The following is an 18,876-nucleotide window of genomic DNA, read 5'->3' as shown; positions in this document are numbered from 1 at the left end:
TATCGAGGCCCCCTAACGAACTGCAGCGACTACCAACACCCCATCGACACGCACTCCCGAATTCTTTAGGACACTTACTGATTCGGTTGCCGTCGCACCGGTGGTAAGTACGTCGTCCACCAGAAGGACCGTTCTCTCACGCGGAATTCTCACGCGCGCAGCGATATCCCCGATTTCGGTGCGTCGGCGATATCGACGACCGGGAGATCCAGGACTGTACGAGCGTGCCATTTCGATCCGACCCGAAACGTTCGCCTGCCGCTCGGACGCACTGAGCCCGACCGAATCTCGCACTCCCCTGCGCATCCGCAATACCGACGGTATCCGCACGACTTCATGCCGTAGCTCGGCCGCGGCCGCCCTGGCACAGCGCTCTACGTGATCACCACCTCGCCCGCGCGCTGCTCGTGCTCGAGTGGGCGCAGGCACGAGCACGAGAGAAGAAAGCTCCGGCGGATCGATCTCACCGAGTAACCGCAGTTTCTGGACCGCGTGGGCAAGGGCCCGACCGAGCGGGACGGCCACGTCGTGCCGGTTCCGTTCCTTCAGTTCGAGGACCGCGCTTCGGCGAGGCCCGGAGTACGGCCCGAGCGCCCAGCACGGCACTCCTGGGTCGACGCGGGGCGAAACCCGCTCGACGGCGGAACACACCGTGTCCTCGCACCGTGAACACCACAGGGTTCCCACAGCACCGCAGCCCCCACACTCACGAGGGAGTGCGAGGTCGAACAGCGTCCGGACAGTTGCTTTCATACGGCGAATCAAAGCAGCCGGGTACGACAGCGTTTTCTGCCGGTCTCGGCACTCAGCCTGGCAGAATCGGTATCGCTTTCACTCCCGCCAGTCCGGCCACTTCACGCCAGTAGCGGTCGCCGGCGGGATCTCCGTTGTTCAGCTGAAACACTGCGCGCGAATCCGCGACGTACTCGTTCGTCGGCGACGCGTCGACAGAGAGAACCGGGGTCGTCAGGTTCCGGCTCGGAAGCGCGTCGAGGCGCGAACCGTCGGTCGTAACCTGCACTACCGGCACGTCGGTCGCGATACGCACGATGACGATGGCATCGCCGGTACTCCAGTCCAACGCAAGAGCGTCGCTGCCGAGACCGTTCGCGACCGCCTTGGGAGACATAAGGGAGTACGAGCCATTCTCCTTGCGCACGACCGACGCGACGTATACCAACCCGTCGACGATCATGGCCGCCCGGACGCCGTCGCGTGATAGCCGTAGGTCGGTGATCCTCACACCGAGCGCAGTGACGGCGGTGGCATCCACCGGAACGACCGACACCTGCCCCGTCGCTGGATCCCGTGCTGCGCGAATCACATTCGTTCCGTCGATGACAGCCCACGCCGCGTTGTTGTCGGCACCCCAGGAAGGTCTGGTGATCGACTGCCCCTCCGCCACGGGGAAGGCACCACTGTCGTACCCACCGATCATCAATGTCGAGGACGGCTCGGGCACCGGGCGGCCAGTGTCTGCTACGCCGGCCACCAGCGTTCCGTCGTTCGACAGCGCGACGCTACGCAGATTGTTGACGGTGCCGAAATATCCTGGAACAGGAACGGCACCGTAATCCTCTACCGACATCAGTTGCCCGGCGACCAACGCGTGCAGACCAACTGCAGTCTCGGGTGTACCCAACGGATCGAGAGAACCGACATCTGCGGTCGTCCACCCGTCCGGCTTGTCGTCATCGAGAGGTTGTCCGTCGGCGAGCAGAACGTACGGACCGGATATATCCGCCGATGCCAATGTCCAGACGACCTGGGCAGCAAGTAACTCACGATTCTTCGTATCCATCGACTGCAGTCCGCCGAAATCGATTTTCACTCCGCCTGCACCGACGCCGACCTGTGTTGTTCGACCATCGGCCTTGGTGATCGGCCCACGAACACCGACATTGTTCGACAATTCGTTCGACACCGCCGGCGCCAACGTCTGTTTCGGCCCGTCGATGAGCAATTGCACGAGCTGGTTGGCCAGTTGATCAGGAGACCCGGTGAGCCACCGGACGTCAGGAACCAACGCAGCACCGAGCGGATCGACGAAAAACAAGGACTGGCGTTGATAGGCATTGAAGAACTGCGAGCGATCGATCAGTACGCCTGGAGGAAGCTCGTCGATGCGCCACTCCCCGTCGACTTTGACCATCCGAATCGTCGAGTCAACCGTGCCTGCACCGGCCTGATAGTCACCACCCGACGCGAGGACGCCCACGGTGTTGGATCGAATCGTGTACTCCGACTCATCCGAAGTGCGAGGACCGGACAACAGGTCGATTCTGTCCGCCACGACGGTTTTGGCTCCGTCGTCCCAGCTACCGGAGGCCTCGCGTGTCAAATATTGACGTGCAGCTTGATGGCGATTCGCCGAATTCGCGCTCGCCACGAGAAAGTCGCGTACGAGCAGATCGGGCTCACGTCCTTCCGCCGGCGGTGGCGGCGTAGTCGACGCTGCCCCTCCTGTGATCGAACCTATTGCCTGGGGGGTCGACGATTCGGGCAGACTTGCGCATCCTGCGAAGGACAGGAGAACGACCAGCACAGCCGCAACGGTCGCCGAACACTGCCGGATCACGATGAGTCCGACGGGTTCGAAGGGTCCGTCGACTCGCTGGACACCGCAGGCGTCAACGCCGGGTGCTCTGCGTCCGCCGTCGGCGGCGCGTCGGTGCGCGAGGTCGACGAGGGAAGCGGCTGGCCCTGTGAGTAACGCCGAGTGCTCGGCTTCAGGGGCAATGGACTTCCGATCACTTTGTGGCCTCGCACGAGCGGCAACGTCAACCGGAAGCATGCGCCTTCACCCACAGCGCCCCACGCCTCGAGCTTCCCGTCGTGCAACCGTGCATCCTCGACGCTGATGGCAAGGCCGAGTCCGGTCCCGCCCGATCTGCGCACGCGAGAAGGATCCGAACGCCAGAAGCGATTGAAAACGAGCTTCTCCTCACCTGGACGCAGTCCCACTCCTTGATCTCGAACGACAAAGGCCGCAGCGTCGGCATTGGCTCGAAGTCGTAACAAAACCGGCTTCCCTTCACCGTGATCGAGAGCATTGGCAAGCAGGTTTCGCAGAATTCGCTCTACACGACGCGGATCCACCTCGGCGATGACGGCATGATCGGGCATGTCCAGGATGACCTCGGTGCCAGTCTCCCGAGCCAAATGCCGCACCGTGGACACTGCGGCTCGCGCACACATCCGTAGATCGAGTTGCTCGGCGGCGAGTTCGGCGACACCTGCATCGTGGCGGCTGATCTCGAGTAAATCCCCGAGCAGCGTCTCGAACCTGTCCAGCTCGTTGACCAACAACTCAGAGGATCTCCGCAAGGCCGGATCGAGATCTGCACTGCCATCGTGAATCAGATCTGCGGCCATGCGCACCGTCGTCAGCGGCGTTCGAAGCTCGTGGCTCACATCGGAGGTGAAACGCCGCTGCAGGTTTCCGAACTCTTCGAGCTGAGTGATCTGTTTGGACAGACTTTCCGCCATCTCGTTGAACGACATGGCAAGGCGCGCCATGTCGTCCTCACCACGCACCGGCATTCGCTCCTTGAGTCGTCCATCGGCGAATCGAACGGCGATACGTGAGGCCGAGCGAATCGGAAGGACCACTTGCCTGGCGACGAGCATCGATATCGCTGCAAGTAGGACCAACAGCACGACAGCACCGATGAGGAGCGTTCCGCGGACAAGTGAGAGTGTTCTGTCCTCGCTCCCGAGTGGGAACACCAGATACAGCTCGAGCCCGGCAATATCGGACCCGGTGGGTGAACCCATGATCAATGCCGGCCCGGAGTAGCCGCCCTCGTTGTCGGAGACAGTCGCGTACTGATAGCTGATCAAGCCCTGCTTGACGAACTCACGCAAGCTTGCCGGAATATGATCGACGGGACCGACCGAGGCGTCACTGCGAACACCGTCGCCTTCGACGATCAGCACCGGGTCGAAGGTGCCCGCGGACCCGGATGCCTGCCCGGCATCGACGTCGCGACTGGTCAACTGTGCACGGGCGCGCTCGAGACGGGTACTCAGCCCGCTCGAGTCGTCCGCTCCGGCCAGCGACCCTTCGACAGTGGTACGGGAACGATCGAGTTCCTCGGTGGCAGCGGTGATCTTCGCCTCCAGCAGACGATCGGTTATCTGGCTGGTCAGAACAACCCCGAGAATGGTGATGACGACCAGCGACAACGTCAGAGTCGAGACCACCACGCGCAGCTGAAGCGAACGCCGCCACGCATGACCGAGCGCAGTACTGAGCGAACGCAACCAGCGCAACAGCGGCGAGAACGTTCCGTTGATTCGCCGCCGAGAGTGGGAAAAACGGATCACGGCGGTCCGGCCTTGTAGCCGACCCCTCTCACGGTCAGAACGACTTCTGGGTTCTCGGCGTCCTTCTCGACCTTCGCACGCAGGCGCTGAACGTGAACATTGACCAGACGTGTGTCAGCGGCATGGCGGTAACCCCACACCTGTTCCAGAAGCACCTCACGAGTGAATACCTGCCGCGGTTTGCGAGCAAGCGCCACCAGAAGATCGAACTCGAGCGGGGTCAAGGACACGAGCTCGTCCCCCCTGCTCACCTTGTGGGCAGGGACGTCGATCACGATGTCGGCAATGGACAACAATTCGGCCGGCTCGTCCTCGGTGCGGCGCAATCGCGCCCGAACACGAGCGACCAGTTCCTTCGGCTTGAACGGCTTCATGATGTAGTCGTCTGCGCCGGATTCGAGCCCGAGAACGACGTCGACCGTGTCGGTCTTTGCCGTCAACATCACGATCGGCACTCCCGAATCTGCACGTAGAACTCGGCACACGTCGATGCCGTTCATACCTGGAAGCATCAAATCCAGCAACACCAGATCGGGTCGGTTCTCGCGAACCGCGGCAAGAGCTTGCGTGCCGTCACCGACGACGAAAGGCTCGAAACCCTCGCCACGAAGGACGATGGTGAGCATTTCGGCCAGAGCCGAATCGTCGTCGACTACAAGAATCCGGGGCTTCATGTTCCTATGGTGTCACTTTCATGCCGTCAGATGTCTCATTGACCAGGTGCGCGGCGAGTTGGGTCGGATCTACGTCCCCGCCGATCACCTCCCACGGTGACACCCAGTTCGCGGCGGCCAACCCGCAATAGGCTGCTGAAGTCCTGCTTTGAAGCGAGGAGTCACGCTCGTAGGAGTCTCTGACTCGAGTCGAATCCTCTTTCTCACGTGCCGCAGCACGTTCGGCGGCGAGTTCGACGGGGATGTCCAGCAGGATCTGCACATCAGGAATCGGCACCCCGAATCGTTCGAATTCGAGAGCTCGAATCCATTCGACCCCAGCACCGTCGGCCTGCTCTTCGAGTCGTGCAGCAGTATATGCGGCATTCGAGGCAACATATCGGTCCAACAGAACGATATCGTTGCGCAAGAGCAGCTTTCGGATCATCTCTGCCGCATCCCGTCGATCCAGGGCGAACAGCAAAGCCATCGCGTGCACACTCGCCGCGGTATCGCCGTGCTCACCGCGCAACGCCTCGGCAGCGAGATCGGCATGAACCGACGATCCGTACCGCGGGAACCCGACGCGAGCAACCTCGAGGCCCTCGCGCTCCCATGCCGAGACGAGCCGACGGGCCAGGGTGTTCTTGCCCGCCCCGTCGACTCCCTCGATCACCAGCAATTTTCCCACGGCTACCGCGTCCGGATCAGTAGCGGTAATGCTCGGGCTTGTACGGGCCCTCGACGTCGACATTGATGTATTCGGCCTGCTCCTTGGTGAGCTTGGTGATCGTGCCACCGAGTGCCTCTACGTGGATGCGAGCAACCTTCTCGTCGAGGTGCTTCGGCAGGCGGTACACCTCGTTGTCGTACTCGCTCGGCTTGGTCCACAGTTCGATCTGTGCGATGACCTGGTTGGAGAAACTGTTGCTCATCACGAACGACGGATGACCCGTTGCGTTGCCGAGGTTCAGCAATCGGCCTTCCGACAGCACGATGATCGAATGGCCATCGGCGAACTGGAACTCGTCGACCTGCGGCTTGATGTTGATCCGCGTGACGTCCTTCGCGCGCTCGAGACCGGCCATGTCGATCTCGTTGTCGAAGTGGCCGATGTTGCCCAAAATTGCCTGGTGCTTCATCCGCTGCATGTGCGCGAAGGTGATGATGCCGAGATTGCCCGTGGAGGTGATCACGATGTCGGCCTTCTCGATGAACTCCTCGACGGTGCGCACGTCGAACCCGTCCATGAGCGCCTGGAGTGCATTGATCGGATCGGCTTCGGTGACCGTGACGCGAGCACCCTGGCCCTTCAATGCCTCGGCGCAGCCCTTACCGACGTCGCCGTAGCCACAGACCAGAACCGCTTTACCGCCGATGAGGACGTCGGTGCCCCGGTTGATTCCGTCGATCAACGAGTGACGAGTGCCGTACTTGTTGTCGAATTTGCTCTTGGTGACCGAGTCGTTGACATTGATCGCCGGGAAGGTCAATTCGCCGGCGGCAGCGAACTGGTAGAGCCTCAGCACTCCGGTGGTCGTCTCTTCCGTGACGCCCTTGACCGATGCTGCGATCTCGCTCCACTTGGTCTTCGACTCTTCGAGCGAGCGGCGCAACAGGCCGAGGAACACCTGGTACTCGTCCGAATCCTGGTCTTCGTCGGTCGGCGGAACGACGCCTGCCTTCTCGAACTGAGCACCACGAAGCACGAGCATCGTCGCGTCGCCGCCGTCGTCGAGAATCATGTTGGGGGGCTGTGGGGTTCCGTCAGCGGCTGCAGGCCACGTCAGCATCTGCTCAGCGGCCCACCAGTAGTCCTCGAGGGTCTCGCCCTTCCACGCGAAGACCGGAACGCCCTTGGGCTCCTCGACACTTCCATGGGGTCCGACCACAACGGCCGCGGCCGCATGATCCTGGGTGGAGAAGATGTTGCACGACGCCCAGCGAACCTCGGCGCCGAGGGCCACCAGAGTTTCGATCAGCACGGCAGTCTGCACGGTCATGTGGAGCGATCCCGATACCCGAGCGCCCGCTAGCGGCAACACTTCGGAGTATTCGCGACGGAGTGCGATCAGACCGGGCATTTCGTGCTCGGCGAGGCGGATCTCCTTACGGCCGAACTCCGCCAGAGACAGGTCTGCGACCTTGAAGTCGATTCCACCGAGGTTGTTCGCGGTGAGTGCCGATCCTGTGGCCGAACGATCATCCGGCGTTACTGAGGTGGTCATCTTGCCTCTCCTGATTGCGTGAAGTTCTCATTCAGGCTATCGGGTCGACGCGCTGAGGGTTCGCGCTACCTACATTTGGTCATCCGAGCCTGTACGCATCCGGGCGCTGCGTATGCCCGAAGAATCTTCTCGCGCTTACGGGGAAGGATGTTCGCTCGGCTCACATCGCCGCCGTAGTGGGCAATGACCCGCGGGTCCATGACCCGACGCCACAGTGGTGGGAACGCGGCCATCATCACCATCGTTGCGTATCCGGCCGGCAACTGCGGCGCCTCGTCGCAGGTACGAAGGACCTGATAACGCTTGGACGGATTGGCATGATGATCACTGTGCCGCTGCAGGTGATAGAGAAATATGTTCGTGCACAGTCGGTCGCTGTTCCAGCTGTGCCGTGACGAGCACCTGACGTAACGCCCCCGAGCGTTCTTTTCCCGAAGCAATCCATAGTGCTCGACATAGTTGACCGTTTCCAACAACAAGAAACCGACGACGGCCTGCAGCACGAGGTACGGCAGAATTTCGGGCCCGAATGCCAGCGCCAGCAGCGCGAACAGCACTGCACTCATCAACCACGAATGCACAAGGTTGTTACGGATGCTCCAAGGTCGGATGCTCTCGCGAGCCAACCTCTGCGTTTCCAGATGCCACGCCGATATCAACCCCAGAACCACAGTCCGAGGCAGGAAAGTCCACAGATTCTCCCCTAGCCGTGAACTGGCAGGATCATCGGGAGTTGCCACTTTGACGTGATGTCCGCGGTTGTGCTCGACGTAAAAATGTCCGTAGAAGGTCTGCGTCAAAGCAACTTTGGCAAGCCAACGTTCGTGCCTTTCGACCCGGTGGCCCAACTCGTGCGCCGCATTGATCCCAGTTCCGGCGACGAGGCCGACCGTGACGGCCAGACCGATCCTGTCGATGATCGTCAAATCTCCGAAAGACCACATCCAGCACGCGACCAGCAACGTGAAAAATTGAATGGGCAAAAAGGCATAGGTGCACCATCGATAGAACTTGTCTTCCTGCATCGACGACACATCGGTGTCGGACGGATTGTCACCGTCCTCACCGGCCACCTTGTCGAGGACCGGAATGATAACGAAGAAGACCATCAAGCCGCTCCACCAAAATATCGGCATGCCGGTCCACAGGACCAATTGCGAAGGCAACAAAGCCGAAGCGGGCGCAAGTAGACCGAGCAGCCATAAATACCGCTTGTAGCCTCGCCGGTTTTCAGCTGTTACAGGCTGCGCGGCGGTGATCGACGGTACATCGCTCGCCGACGTGGACGCACACGACGCCTCGCGCTCGGGGCGCAGGGCTACATGGGGAGAGACGCTACCGACGGAGACCTCGTCGACAACCGCGCAGTTACGGTCGGCCTGACTCAACCCACACCCCTAAAACTCGACCCGAAGCTGGCTCGCGCAGCCTATAACATTCCTACTGGCCCGTAAATGAGTTTTTCCAAGCGCGATGGTGGTTATTTCGAGTCGCGTGCGTAGGCCGCTTCGCGCGCACGGATGGTCTTGTTTGCGTTCTTCCTGCTGTAGGCGAAGTAGATTACGACGCCGATTGCCATCCACACGACGAACCTGATCCACGTCTCGACCGAGAGATTGACCATCAGCCACACGCACGAGGCGACCGCCAGGATCGGAATCAGCGGCATCAGGGGGACCTTGAATCCGCGAGGAAGGTCCGGACGCGTCCGCCGAAGCACAACCACACCGATCGACACGAGGACGAATGCGAAGAGCGTGCCGATGTTCACCATCTCTTCGAGAGTGCCGATCGGAAAGAATGCGGCGAGAACCGACACCACGCCACCGACGAGAAGCGTGATCCGTACCGGGGTACCCCTCGAGCCCGTATGTGCCAACGAATGCGGGACGAGCCCGTCACGCGACATGGCGAACAACACTCGGGTCTGCCCGAGCATCAAAACCATGACTACGGTCGTCAATCCGGCCAGAGCGCCGAACGAGATGACGTTCTTCGCCCAATCGAGGCCGTTGAGTGCGAATGCCGTCGCCAGAGTGGAGTCGTCACCAGCGAGTTCGGTGTAGTTCACCATCCCGGTCAGTACGAGCGTCACCGCGACGTAGAGCACGGTCACGATGGCAAGGGACCCGAGAATTCCACGGGGCAAAGCCTTCTGTGGGTTTTTGGTTTCCTCCGCTGTCGTGGCGACCACGTCGAAACCGATGAAGGCAAAGAAAACGAGGCTGGCCGCGGCCAGCAACCCGTACCACCCGAAGGTACTACTTCCCGCGCCCGTGACGAAGGACAACAGCGACTGGTGAATGCCCTCTTCGGTGGAGCCACCCTGAGATGGAGGAATGTACGGAGAGTAGTTCTCCGATTTTATGTAGAACGCGCCGACAACGACCACGAGCAACACGACAGCGACCTTGATCGCGGTGACCACCAACGACACCCGAGACGACAACTTGGTACCGCTGACAAGCAGTACCGTGATGATGAGGACGATCACCAACGCACCCCAGTCGAAGTCGAGCGAGCCGATCTTCACGATCGGCGATGCCGAGCCGATGACCTCACCGAGATACAGCGACCACCCCTTCGCTACCACCGACGACGCCAGCGCGAACTCGAGGATGAGGTCCCACCCGATGATCCATGCGACGAACTCGCCGAAGGTCGCGTACGAAAAGGTGTATGCGCTTCCCGCAACCGGGACGGTCGAGGCGAACTCGGCATAGCAGAGGGCGGCCAACCCACACGCGACTGCAGCGAGAAGAAACGCCAACGACACCGAGGGACCGGCAACATTTCCTGCGGTGCGCGCGGTGAGCGTGAAGATTCCTGCCCCGATGACGACAGCCACGCCGAACACTGTGAGGTCCCACGAAGTGAGATCCTTCCGGAGTTTGGTATCCGGCTCGTCGGTGTCCTTCATGGACTGCTCTACGGACTTGGTCCTGAACAGCCCTGTCGTTCGCGGACTCTTTTTCGGCCGATCTTCGGTCATCGCGTGTTCCACCTGTCGAGATCGGGTCAATGACGGTCTTCGGCTTGCGACTTGTTCACGCCCCTTGGAGCCCCTGTGGTAACACCCTAGGGGAATGGAGCTCTTACACGGACGGTTCCAGTATCGGGCGAAAGGCTACCCGACGGTCGCGAAAAATATCTCGGCGTCTCCCCATAGCGCCGCGGCGGTGAACGCTGGATCCGCCGCGGATATCCACACAGCCGAACCTTGCTCGAGCACCAATTCGCGGTCACCGTCGTCCACAACGACCCGCCCCTTGGTACACAGCACGATCGACGGTCCTTCACGGTCCGACTTCACCGAAGACCCGTCCGTTACGAGGGCACGGCTCAGCGCAAACTCCGGCGCCGGTGTCTCGTACCGGGTGACGGTGTCTGTCATGATGGGCTTCGCTTCGAGGATCTTCACCTCCGAAGGCCGGAAATCCAGTATCCGAAGTAGTTCTGGTACATCCACATGCTTCGTGGTCAGTCCACCGCGCAACACGTTGTCGGAGTTCGCCATGATCTCCACACCGGTACCGGTCAAGTAGGCGTGCAGGTTGCCTGCGTCGAGAAAAATACCTTGGCCGGGGGTCAACGTAATTCTGTTGAGCAGCAACGCCGCCAGCACTCCAGCATCACCCGGATAGGACTCTCCGAGTTCGAGCAGGGTCCTTGCCTCCGCGACGAATTCACCACCGTCGGACTGTGCCCGAGTCGAGAGATACTCGATGCAGCCATCGGCGACCAGCGGCAACAATGCATCGAGGGCAGGTCCAGGCAAGGTGATCCAGGAAGTGAATACTGTCCGCAATCCTGCATCGTCAGGCTGGTCGGCCAGAAGTGATCGGTACCCGGACAAAGCGTCCACGTTCAGCGCGTCGATGAACTCGACAGTTCGCCGCGGGCACCTGAATCCGGCAAGCGCGTGAAACTCGGTCAACGCAACGATCAGCTCGGGTTTGTGGCTCGCATCGCGGTAGTTCCGCAATGACGAATCGATCGGAATCCGTGCTGACTCTTCGCGCGCGAATCCCTCGGCGGCTTGGGTCGCGCTCGGATGGGCCTGCAACGACAGCGGCTCGTCGGCGGCCAGCAATTTCAACAGAAAGGGCAGCCTTCCCTGGTACGTCGCGGACGTATCGGCTCCAAGCTCGAAAGCCGGGTTCTCATCGATGACGCTGAGCAGCGACCGCGTCGAGGTGCCGTCGGCGACCATTGCTGGATCTGCCGGGTGCGCCCCGAGCCAGATTTCGGCTTCCGGATGTTCGGACGGAACCGGCCGGCCTTGCAAAGCCGCAAGAACAGTTCTCGATCCCCACGCATACGACCTGACTGCACCGAGCAGTGGTTGCACTATTTACCGCCCATCAAATGTAGATACGCGGCAGCCATTTCCAGCCGCGTCGCCAGTACTGCCGTTGCCCCTATTTCACCGGCAGAGTGCGTGTTGTTTTCTGCACCGCCCCGAGCTTCTCGCCGGTAACCTCCGGGGCCGTCCACAGACTCCGAAAACGATCCGAAATCGATGCTCCCCCGATCGGACTCGGGTAAGCCCGCCGTGATCACAACGGAGTCCGGTAGCGCAGCCGTCCGACGCTCGGCCGACGCGGCGGAAGAATCGGATGCCAAGACCACTACTCGAATCGCCTGTTCGGGCCGGGGCCCGTCGAACTCCTCGTCGTGGAAGAAGGCATCGTATTCGACGGGTGCTGCACCGCTTGTGCGACCGGAGGACACGACGGCGGCGATGACATCGGAGAGTTCACTCGCCCCCACCACGACGCCGGCAGCGCGCAGCAAAACCTCACTACCGTGTCGGGCCAGTTCGACGTCGACGGCTGCCGAACCGGACAGCACAACCCTGCTGCCCGAGATCTGAGCGGCAAGCGACTTCGCCGGGTTCCGAAAAACCTCGTGCGACGGATGGTTTCGAGCCGCCTCGGCGTCGAGAAGATCTGCGACTTCGGACAGATCGGGGAGCAGAGATCGATAGGCGCCATCGGACACAGCAGCGAGAACCGCCGTTCCAGCAGCCAGATAACGCATCAACGTGTTGTGCTCGCGCACAGCGACCCTCGGGGGAAGGAACACAGCGCGGCCTGCCGCAGCAGAGCGCAGTGGTCCCTCGTCCGGGGTGACGAGAACAGTTTCGGCGCCCCGGCGAACGGCTGCGGATGTAGATTCGGCGAGGCGTGGATCACCGGCGTCGTCGCCGGAGATCACAACTACGTCGAGCGGACCGACCCACAGCGGCGTCGTCGCGGCGTGCACAAGTGGAAAACCGATGCGTGCACCGATTGCGGCGATCAGCATGGATGCGGCCCGACCCGCGCGACCTTGACCCGCGACGAAGACAACGCTGCGAGGACGAAGATCGCCCAGCCGTTCGGATACGGACTCCTCGACGGCTGCATAGGTCGCACGGACCTGCGCGCCTGCCAATGCGGCGCTGCGCAGGGCCCCGTCGGTATCGGCGGCGGCAAGTGCGGCAGTGTCATCCAAATTCAGTAGAGACGACGGAGCTGTCATGGCTGTCTGCACCGTCCTTTCCTTACCGACGTCCACTCACCGACCGAGTGCATTCGTGAGTGCGAGCGTCTCGTAGTCCACTATTCCAGTTGTCCTCGCACAATGCCCAATATCTCGGAGGTCAAAGCGTCGACATCTTCGCTGGTGCGGGCCTCGACGTTCAGGCGCAACAGCGGTTCGGTATTCGATGCCCGGAGATTGAACCAGGCACCGTCTGCGAGGTCGATGGTGACACCGTCCAACCGGTCGACCGATACCGTACGGTCCGCGAAGGCCACGAGCACTGCGCTCGTGCGCTCGGCAGCATCATCGACCGTCGAGTTGATCTCCCCGGACGCAGAATACGACTCGTATGACTTCATCAACTCCGAGAGCGGTCGGTCTGTAGCGCCGAGAGCTGCCAGAACATGCAGCGCAGCGAGCATCCCCGAGTCCGCACCCCAGAAATCGCGGAAGTAGTAGTGGGCGGAGTGCTCACCGCCGAAAACAGCACCGGTCTCTGCCATCTGCTGCTTGATGAACGAATGACCGACCCTGGTTCGCACTGGTGTACCACCGAGTCTTGTCACCAACTCCGGAACCGAATGGGAGGTGATCAGATTGAAAATCACCGACGCGCCGGGTTCTTTGGCGAGCTCGCGCTCGGCTACCAGCCCGGTCACGGCCGAAGGAGAGACGGGATTACCGAGTTCGTCGACGACGAAGCACCGATCCGCGTCGCCGTCGAATGCCAATCCGATATCGGCACCGGTTTCGCGCACGAACTTCTGCAAGTCGACGAGATTCTTCGGGTCGAGCGGGTTGGCCTCGTGATTGGGGAAGGTTCCGTCGAGCTCGAAATAGAGGGGGTAGATGGTGACCGGCAGCGAATCGAACACAGCAGGCACGGTATGCCCGCCCATCCCGTTTCCGGCGTCGACTGCGATCTTTACACCTGATATCTGAGACAGATCGACGAGCTCACGCACGAAAGTGGCGTACTCGAACACAACATCACGATCCGATGTGGTTCCCGGTGTCCCATCGTATTGCGGAACACCGTCGACCAGCTCTGCCTTGATCGTGCCGAGTCCGGTGTCCTGTCCTACCGGCTTGGCTCCCGCGCGGCACAGCTTGATGCCGTTGTACTCCGCAGGATTGTGGCTTGCGGTGAACATGGCACCAGGGCAATCCAGGACGCCTGATGCGAAGTAGAGCTGATCGGTCGAGGCAAGACCTATATGGACGACGTCGAGGCCCTGTGAGGTCACTCCGTCCGCGAATGCCCGTGACAACTCCGGTGACGATGCGCGCATGTCGTGTCCGACCACGACCTGGGAGACGGACTTCTCTCGGACCAATCGCGCGAACGATGCGCCGACGTCTCGCACGAAGTCTGCGTCGATCTGCTCGCCCACCAACCCTCGTACGTCATAGGCCTTGATGACTGCATTGACGGACTCGGCAGTTCGTGCCACGAACGACTCCTCGGAATTTCGGTGGGGTGAGCGGTAGAAGCGAGGCACTGTGGCCAAGCCCTTGCCCTTCGGACATCGTCTTCTCGAGTCGAATCTGTCACAACTCGATGCGAGGAGCGCGAGAAAACCGACCAGTTGTGACCGACCCCATGCGACCGGACGGAACGAAACAATCGCCGCGCACGACGACGGAACAGCGAACGGAACAAAAGGCCGAACAGCCGGGTAGAACGCGGGGAATCACCAGCAAGTCAGGAAGTGGGATCCGGAAGCACCCGCAGGTGACCCCGTCGGCCGGTCCGTGCCGGCACAGACGTCCGACGATCTCCGACTACGTCAGCGCGGATGTCCCGTTCTCGAACTCGGTCCACCGACTCGGTATCCTCGCGTCGGACACGATCGCCGCGGCCTGCTTCGCGAACGGCTTCGGCCAGCGCCGTCAAGTCGTCCTCGTCGGGCGTCGTCGTGGTGAAGCCACCCTCGTAGCGAACCATTTCCCAGCCCTTGGGGGCAGTGGTGGTCACAGCGTGTACTTCACACAGGTCCCATGAGTGGGGTTCGGCGACGGTGGCAAGCGGTCCCACTACGGCAGTCGAGTCCGAGTAGACATACGTGAGCGTCGCGACGGCCGAACGACTACACCCGGGCCGGCAGCATCCACGCAGTGATCTCACGAGCAAGAGACTATCCCTCGGTTCCGACTGCACGCCGCCCGACACACCGCGAAGGGTCGGACGATAACCTTGGGCATGGCTCGAACTGGCTCCGGACGACAACCGACCTCCCGATCTACGGACCGGCGCGGCCGCGGAGTTCGCGGCCCGGTGCTTCCCTCGAACGTCCCGGGGCACCGATCGCGAGCAGACAAATTCGACCGCGTGGTGCTGGAGGCATTTGCTCGCATCGACCACAAGTGGCACGAGCGGTTGGAGAGGCTGGACATCGCGGTCGACGAAGTACCCAAAATCAGGGCCATAGATCCCGAATCGGTCACGTGGCCTCCCGAAGTGGTAGCAGAGGGGCCCGTTCCGTTGTCCAGACTGGTACCGGCCGGCATCGACAAGCGCGGTGATTCGACACGCGCACGGATCGTATTGTTCAGGCGCCCACTGGAGCGACGAGCCAAGCACCCGGAGGATCTGGAGGATCTTCTCTACGAGGTACTCGTCGAACAGGTTGCGACCTACCTAGGAGTCGACCCCGACATCATCGACCCGGGTATGGAAGAGGAACGTTAGCCGAGGGATTCGGCACGAATTTCGATCTAGCCGATACCCCGCTTGAGCCGACGACGCTCCCGCTCCGACAGTCCTCCCCAGATTCCGAAACGCTCATCCTTGGCAAGCGCGTACTCGAGGCATTCGCCCTTGACATCGCAACCGAGGCAGATACGTTTTGCTTCCCGAGTCGATCCACCCTTCTCGGGAAAAAATGCCTCAGGATCGGTCTGCGCGCACAGCGCACGCTCTTGCCACTGATCTTCGATCTCCTCGAACATTCGATCGAATCCGGCGACTGCGCTCAGGAACGGCCTTTCCGGAACACGAACTGGCAGAGCGGTTCCCTCCCCCACCGAGTCGTCTTCATCCTCGAAATCCACGTCCGCGGAGACAAGCGCCACGGAATCGCGATCGGCACCGATAGCGCTGGAAACCATTGAACCTGAATCGGAATCGGCCCGATCGTCGGAATCTACCGACCCCTGCACCACAGAATCGCGGCCGAGGTCCTCGTCCGCTGCAGCTACACCGACAGCTAGTGCATCCGAGCGGCCGCCATCTACATGTGTCGCAAAAGTCTTGTCGTTCATACGGTTCCCGTAGTCGCCTCGTGCCGCGCGTACTCGGGAATCGGTCTGCGACGCGTCGCTGACTACGCTGAGGTGAGCCTGGGGTTCGTCCCGCTGTTCACGTGCCACGTACTGGTCGTACATCGCTTCCGCCTCCTCACCATTCGATAGCGCAGAAATTTCCGGTCGGTTCCGAACACCTTGCCCCGCGCCGATATTCGTAGCCATACCCCAACCATCGACTTCCAACACACGCTCCGGCATACTTGACGTCACATGGGAACGAGTGTTCGAATCAAGGGCCACTCCAAGCGAACTCGCCTGACGACCGGGTAATGACATAAATGTGATTAGACACGCCGAAGTAGGTTGCGGTCAAGCCGATACGGGATATTGCAATACCATCTCCAGGTCGGAATCAGCCCTCTCCCCGAATAATCCCCTGTCATCGGCGTGTCGCGCCCCGAAAAACGCACCGAAACCGGGAGTGAGTCCGGATTTCACCGTCCCAGCGCCGCCGAGATGGCGGGCGCCGACCGGTCGATTCGACCGAGCGCCTAGGCTCTGAATCTGTGAAAGTGACTGTCTTGGTCGGTGGAGTCGGCGGAGCCCGGTTCCTTCAGGGCCTCAAAACACTGCTCGGGGACGACGACGAGATTACTGCGATCGTCAATGTCGGAGACGACGTGTGGATGCACGGTTTACGCATCTGCCCCGACCTCGACACATGTATGTACACCCTGGGCGACGGCATCGATACCGAGCGTGGTTGGGGACGCATCGCGGAGACTTGGCACGCGCGTGACGAACTCGCCGCGTACGGGGCCGACCCGGATTGGTTCGGGCTCGGCGACAGGGACATTGCCACACATCTCATCCGGAGTCGGATGCTCAGGACCGGATATCCACTCTCGGCGGTGACCGAAGCCTTGTGCAACCGATGGAAGCCAGGCGTGCGACTGCTACCGGTGACCGACGACCGGAGCGAGACACACGTCGTCGTCACCGACCCGGACGAAACAGACGGGGACACTCAGCGAGCAATCCACTTTCAAGAGTGGTGGGTTCGCTACCGAGCACAGATTCCAACACACAGTTTCGCCAATATCGGTGCCGAACAAGCAACTCCGGCACCCGGGGTCCTCGATGCCCTCGCCGACGCCGACGCCGTGATCCTGGCTCCATCCAATCCGGTGGTGAGCGTCGGCGCGATCCTCGCTGTCCCCGGAATCCGCAGTGCACTACGTACGACGTCGGCCAAGGTTGTCGGTCTGTCGCCGGTAGTGGACGGAAAGCCGTTGCGCGGGATGGCAGACGAATGTCTGACCGTCATCGGTGTCGAGACATCCGCCGAGGCCGTCGGCCGTCACTACGGCGCACGATCGGACACCGGAATCCTCGACGCATGGTTGATCCATTCGACCGATCAGGCCACCATTCCCGGCGTTGATGTACACAGCGTGCCGTTACTGATGACCGACCCCGAAACGACCGCTCTGATGGCCGCAGCGGCACTTCGTTCGGCTGGACTCGAGCTGTGACCGAGCCGATTCCGACCGACCATGCGCCTGGCGGCAGCATCGAGATCATCCCGGTGACCGGGTTACCGGAGTTTCGGCCGGGGGACGATGTTGCGTCCTCGATAGCCGCGTGCGCACCGTGGATTCGCAACGACGACATATTGGTGGTAACCAGCAAGATCGTGTCCAAGGCCGAAGGTCGACTGGTCGACGCACCACTGGATCCAGAAGAACGAGATGCCGCGCGAAGACTGCTGGTCGAGCAGGAAGCCGTTCGAATCGTTGCTCGCAAAGGTCGAACACTGATCACCGAGAATCGACTCGGCATAGTGCAGGCCGCCTCTGGAATCGATGGATCCAACGTCGATCGGGCCGAATTGGCTCTGCTCCCGCGAGATCCTGATGCAAGCGCTGCCGCCATACGAGCAGCCCTGGCGTCATCGCTCGGTGTCGACGTCGGCGTCGTCATCACCGACACCATGGGGCGCGCGTGGCGAATCGGACAGATCGATGCCGCGATCGGCTCGGCCGGTCTCGCCGTGATCCATGGCTATGCCGGCGCCGAGGACGGCCAAGGTAACGAGTTGATCGTGACCGAAGTCGCTGTCGCCGACGAGATCGCTGCTGCAGGCGATCTGGTCAAGGGAAAGCTCGGCGCCGTTCCGGTTGCCGTCGTACGTGGCCTGAAGCCGACCGACAATGGCACCGGCGCAAGGGATTTGGTACGCAGCGGAGAGGAAGACCTGTTCTGGCTCGGTACCAACGAGTCGATCGACAGGGGGCGACGGGAGGCGCTTCTCGTTCGCCGCTCGGTTCGTTCCTTCACCGGCGAATCGGTGGATCCAGAGGAGATACGCGGCGCCGTCGCCGAAGCATTGACTGCTCCCGCACCGCACCACACCCATCCAGTTCGATTCGTGTGGGTTCGCACCCCGGCTCTGCGCACCCAACTGTTGAACAAGATGAAAGAAAAGTGGAGTGAGGACCTCCGCTCGGACGGATACACCGACGAGCAGATAGAGCGCAGAACTTCACGTGGCGACATCTTGTTCGATGCGCCCGAAATCGTGATCCCCTTCTGCGTACCCGACGGCGCACACACGTATCCCGACGAGCGCCGAAACCGAGCCGAGGAAACCATGTTCACCGTTGCGGTCGGCGCCGCGGTGCAAGGCCTGCTCGTGGCGCTGGCAGTGCGAGGACTCGGTAGCTGTTGGATCGGCTCGACGATTTTCGCTGCTGATTTGGTGCGCAGCGAGTTGGGCGTGCCCACCGACTGGAGAGCCCTGGGCGCCATCGCAATCGGTCATCCGGACAGCCCTGTCGATCTGCGGAAACCACACCCATTGGGTGACGAACTACTGGAGATGTGAG

General features: G+C 61.5%; 16 protein-coding genes. 3 read left to right on the top strand and 13 right to left on the bottom strand.

The window, feature by feature from the left end:
* Positions 1 to 12: 12 nt before the first annotated feature.
* From O1W68_RS10100 to O1W68_RS10045, 12 genes are all read right to left on the bottom strand, one after another.
* Positions 13 to 753 (bottom strand): ComF family protein, encoded by a 741-nt coding sequence (locus tag O1W68_RS10100; RefSeq protein ID WP_269303231.1) that lies wholly within the window; start codon positions 751 to 753, stop codon positions 13 to 15.
* 52 nt (positions 754 to 805) lie between these two features.
* Entirely contained in the window at positions 806 to 2,575 is a 1,770-nt protein-coding gene (gene lpqB / locus O1W68_RS10095; protein ID WP_269303720.1) for an MtrAB system accessory lipoprotein LpqB, read from the bottom strand.
* Positions 2,575 to 4,329, bottom strand: a complete 1,755-nt coding sequence (gene mtrB, locus O1W68_RS10090; RefSeq protein WP_269303229.1) for an MtrAB system histidine kinase MtrB — start codon at positions 4,327 to 4,329, stop codon at positions 2,575 to 2,577. The genes lpqB and mtrB overlap by 1 nt, the downstream gene beginning before the upstream one ends.
* Positions 4,326 to 5,003: an MtrAB system response regulator MtrA gene (gene mtrA, locus O1W68_RS10085; protein WP_084346856.1), complete on the bottom strand. Its 678-nt coding sequence runs from the start codon at positions 5,001 to 5,003 to the stop codon at positions 4,326 to 4,328. The genes mtrB and mtrA overlap by 4 nt, the downstream gene beginning before the upstream one ends.
* A gap of 4 nt (positions 5,004 to 5,007) precedes the next feature.
* The gene (locus O1W68_RS10080) at positions 5,008 to 5,673 is read right to left on the bottom strand and encodes a dTMP kinase (protein ID WP_269303227.1); all 666 of its coding nucleotides are present in this window, start codon (positions 5,671 to 5,673) and stop codon (positions 5,008 to 5,010) included.
* 16 nt (positions 5,674 to 5,689) lie between these two features.
* The gene (ahcY, locus tag O1W68_RS10075) at positions 5,690 to 7,210 is read right to left on the bottom strand and encodes an adenosylhomocysteinase (RefSeq protein ID WP_269303226.1); all 1,521 of its coding nucleotides are present in this window, start codon (positions 7,208 to 7,210) and stop codon (positions 5,690 to 5,692) included.
* A 65-nt stretch (positions 7,211 to 7,275) separates the two neighbouring features.
* Entirely contained in the window at positions 7,276 to 8,469 is a 1,194-nt protein-coding gene (locus O1W68_RS10070) for an alkane 1-monooxygenase (protein ID WP_269303719.1), read from the bottom strand.
* Between the two features lie 221 nt (positions 8,470 to 8,690).
* Positions 8,691 to 10,202 carry an amino acid permease gene (locus O1W68_RS10065; RefSeq protein ID WP_269303225.1) on the bottom strand — a complete coding sequence of 504 codons (1,512 nt, stop codon included), beginning with the start codon at positions 10,200 to 10,202 and terminating at the stop codon, positions 8,691 to 8,693.
* A 135-nt stretch (positions 10,203 to 10,337) separates the two neighbouring features.
* Positions 10,338 to 11,561 carry a mannose-6-phosphate isomerase, class I gene (gene manA, locus O1W68_RS10060; protein WP_269303223.1) on the bottom strand — a complete coding sequence of 408 codons (1,224 nt, stop codon included), beginning with the start codon at positions 11,559 to 11,561 and terminating at the stop codon, positions 10,338 to 10,340.
* Positions 11,561 to 12,736 carry a tobH protein gene (locus O1W68_RS10055; protein WP_269303221.1) on the bottom strand — a complete coding sequence of 392 codons (1,176 nt, stop codon included), beginning with the start codon at positions 12,734 to 12,736 and terminating at the stop codon, positions 11,561 to 11,563. Before O1W68_RS10055 ends, manA begins: the two co-directional genes overlap by 1 nt.
* A gap of 80 nt (positions 12,737 to 12,816) precedes the next feature.
* Positions 12,817 to 14,193 (bottom strand): phosphomannomutase/phosphoglucomutase, encoded by a 1,377-nt coding sequence (locus O1W68_RS10050; RefSeq protein ID WP_269303220.1) that lies wholly within the window; start codon positions 14,191 to 14,193, stop codon positions 12,817 to 12,819.
* A 251-nt stretch (positions 14,194 to 14,444) separates the two neighbouring features.
* A complete protein-coding gene (locus tag O1W68_RS10045) occupies positions 14,445 to 14,867 on the bottom strand; it encodes a DUF3499 domain-containing protein (protein WP_269303218.1) in 423 nt (140 codons plus the stop codon).
* 75 nt (positions 14,868 to 14,942) lie between these two features.
* On the opposite strand from O1W68_RS10045, the gene O1W68_RS10040 reads away from it, so the two are divergent.
* Entirely contained in the window at positions 14,943 to 15,431 is a 489-nt protein-coding gene (locus O1W68_RS10040; protein ID WP_269303216.1) for a metallopeptidase family protein, read from the top strand.
* A 26-nt stretch (positions 15,432 to 15,457) separates the two neighbouring features.
* On the opposite strand, the gene O1W68_RS10035 is transcribed toward O1W68_RS10040, so the two are convergent.
* A complete protein-coding gene (locus O1W68_RS10035; protein WP_269303718.1) occupies positions 15,458 to 15,691 on the bottom strand; it encodes a WhiB family transcriptional regulator in 234 nt (77 codons plus the stop codon).
* Between the two features lie 863 nt (positions 15,692 to 16,554).
* Between O1W68_RS10035 and cofD the strand changes: the two genes are divergently transcribed.
* Positions 16,555 to 17,523, top strand: coding sequence for a 2-phospho-L-lactate transferase (gene cofD / locus O1W68_RS10030; RefSeq protein WP_269303215.1), 969 nt, complete (start codon positions 16,555 to 16,557; stop codon positions 17,521 to 17,523).
* The gene (locus tag O1W68_RS10025) at positions 17,520 to 18,875 is read left to right on the top strand and encodes a coenzyme F420-0:L-glutamate ligase (protein ID WP_269303214.1); all 1,356 of its coding nucleotides are present in this window, start codon (positions 17,520 to 17,522) and stop codon (positions 18,873 to 18,875) included. The genes cofD and O1W68_RS10025 overlap by 4 nt, the downstream gene beginning before the upstream one ends.
* Position 18,876: the final 1 nt, after the last annotated feature.

Origin of the sequence: Rhodococcus sp. H36-A4 (assembly GCF_027158005.1) — a bacterium.
Classification (GTDB): domain Bacteria; phylum Actinomycetota; class Actinomycetes; order Mycobacteriales; family Mycobacteriaceae; genus Rhodococcoides.
Note: the sequence above shows the minus strand (reverse complement) of the source record. Positions and strands in the feature narration are given on the sequence as shown.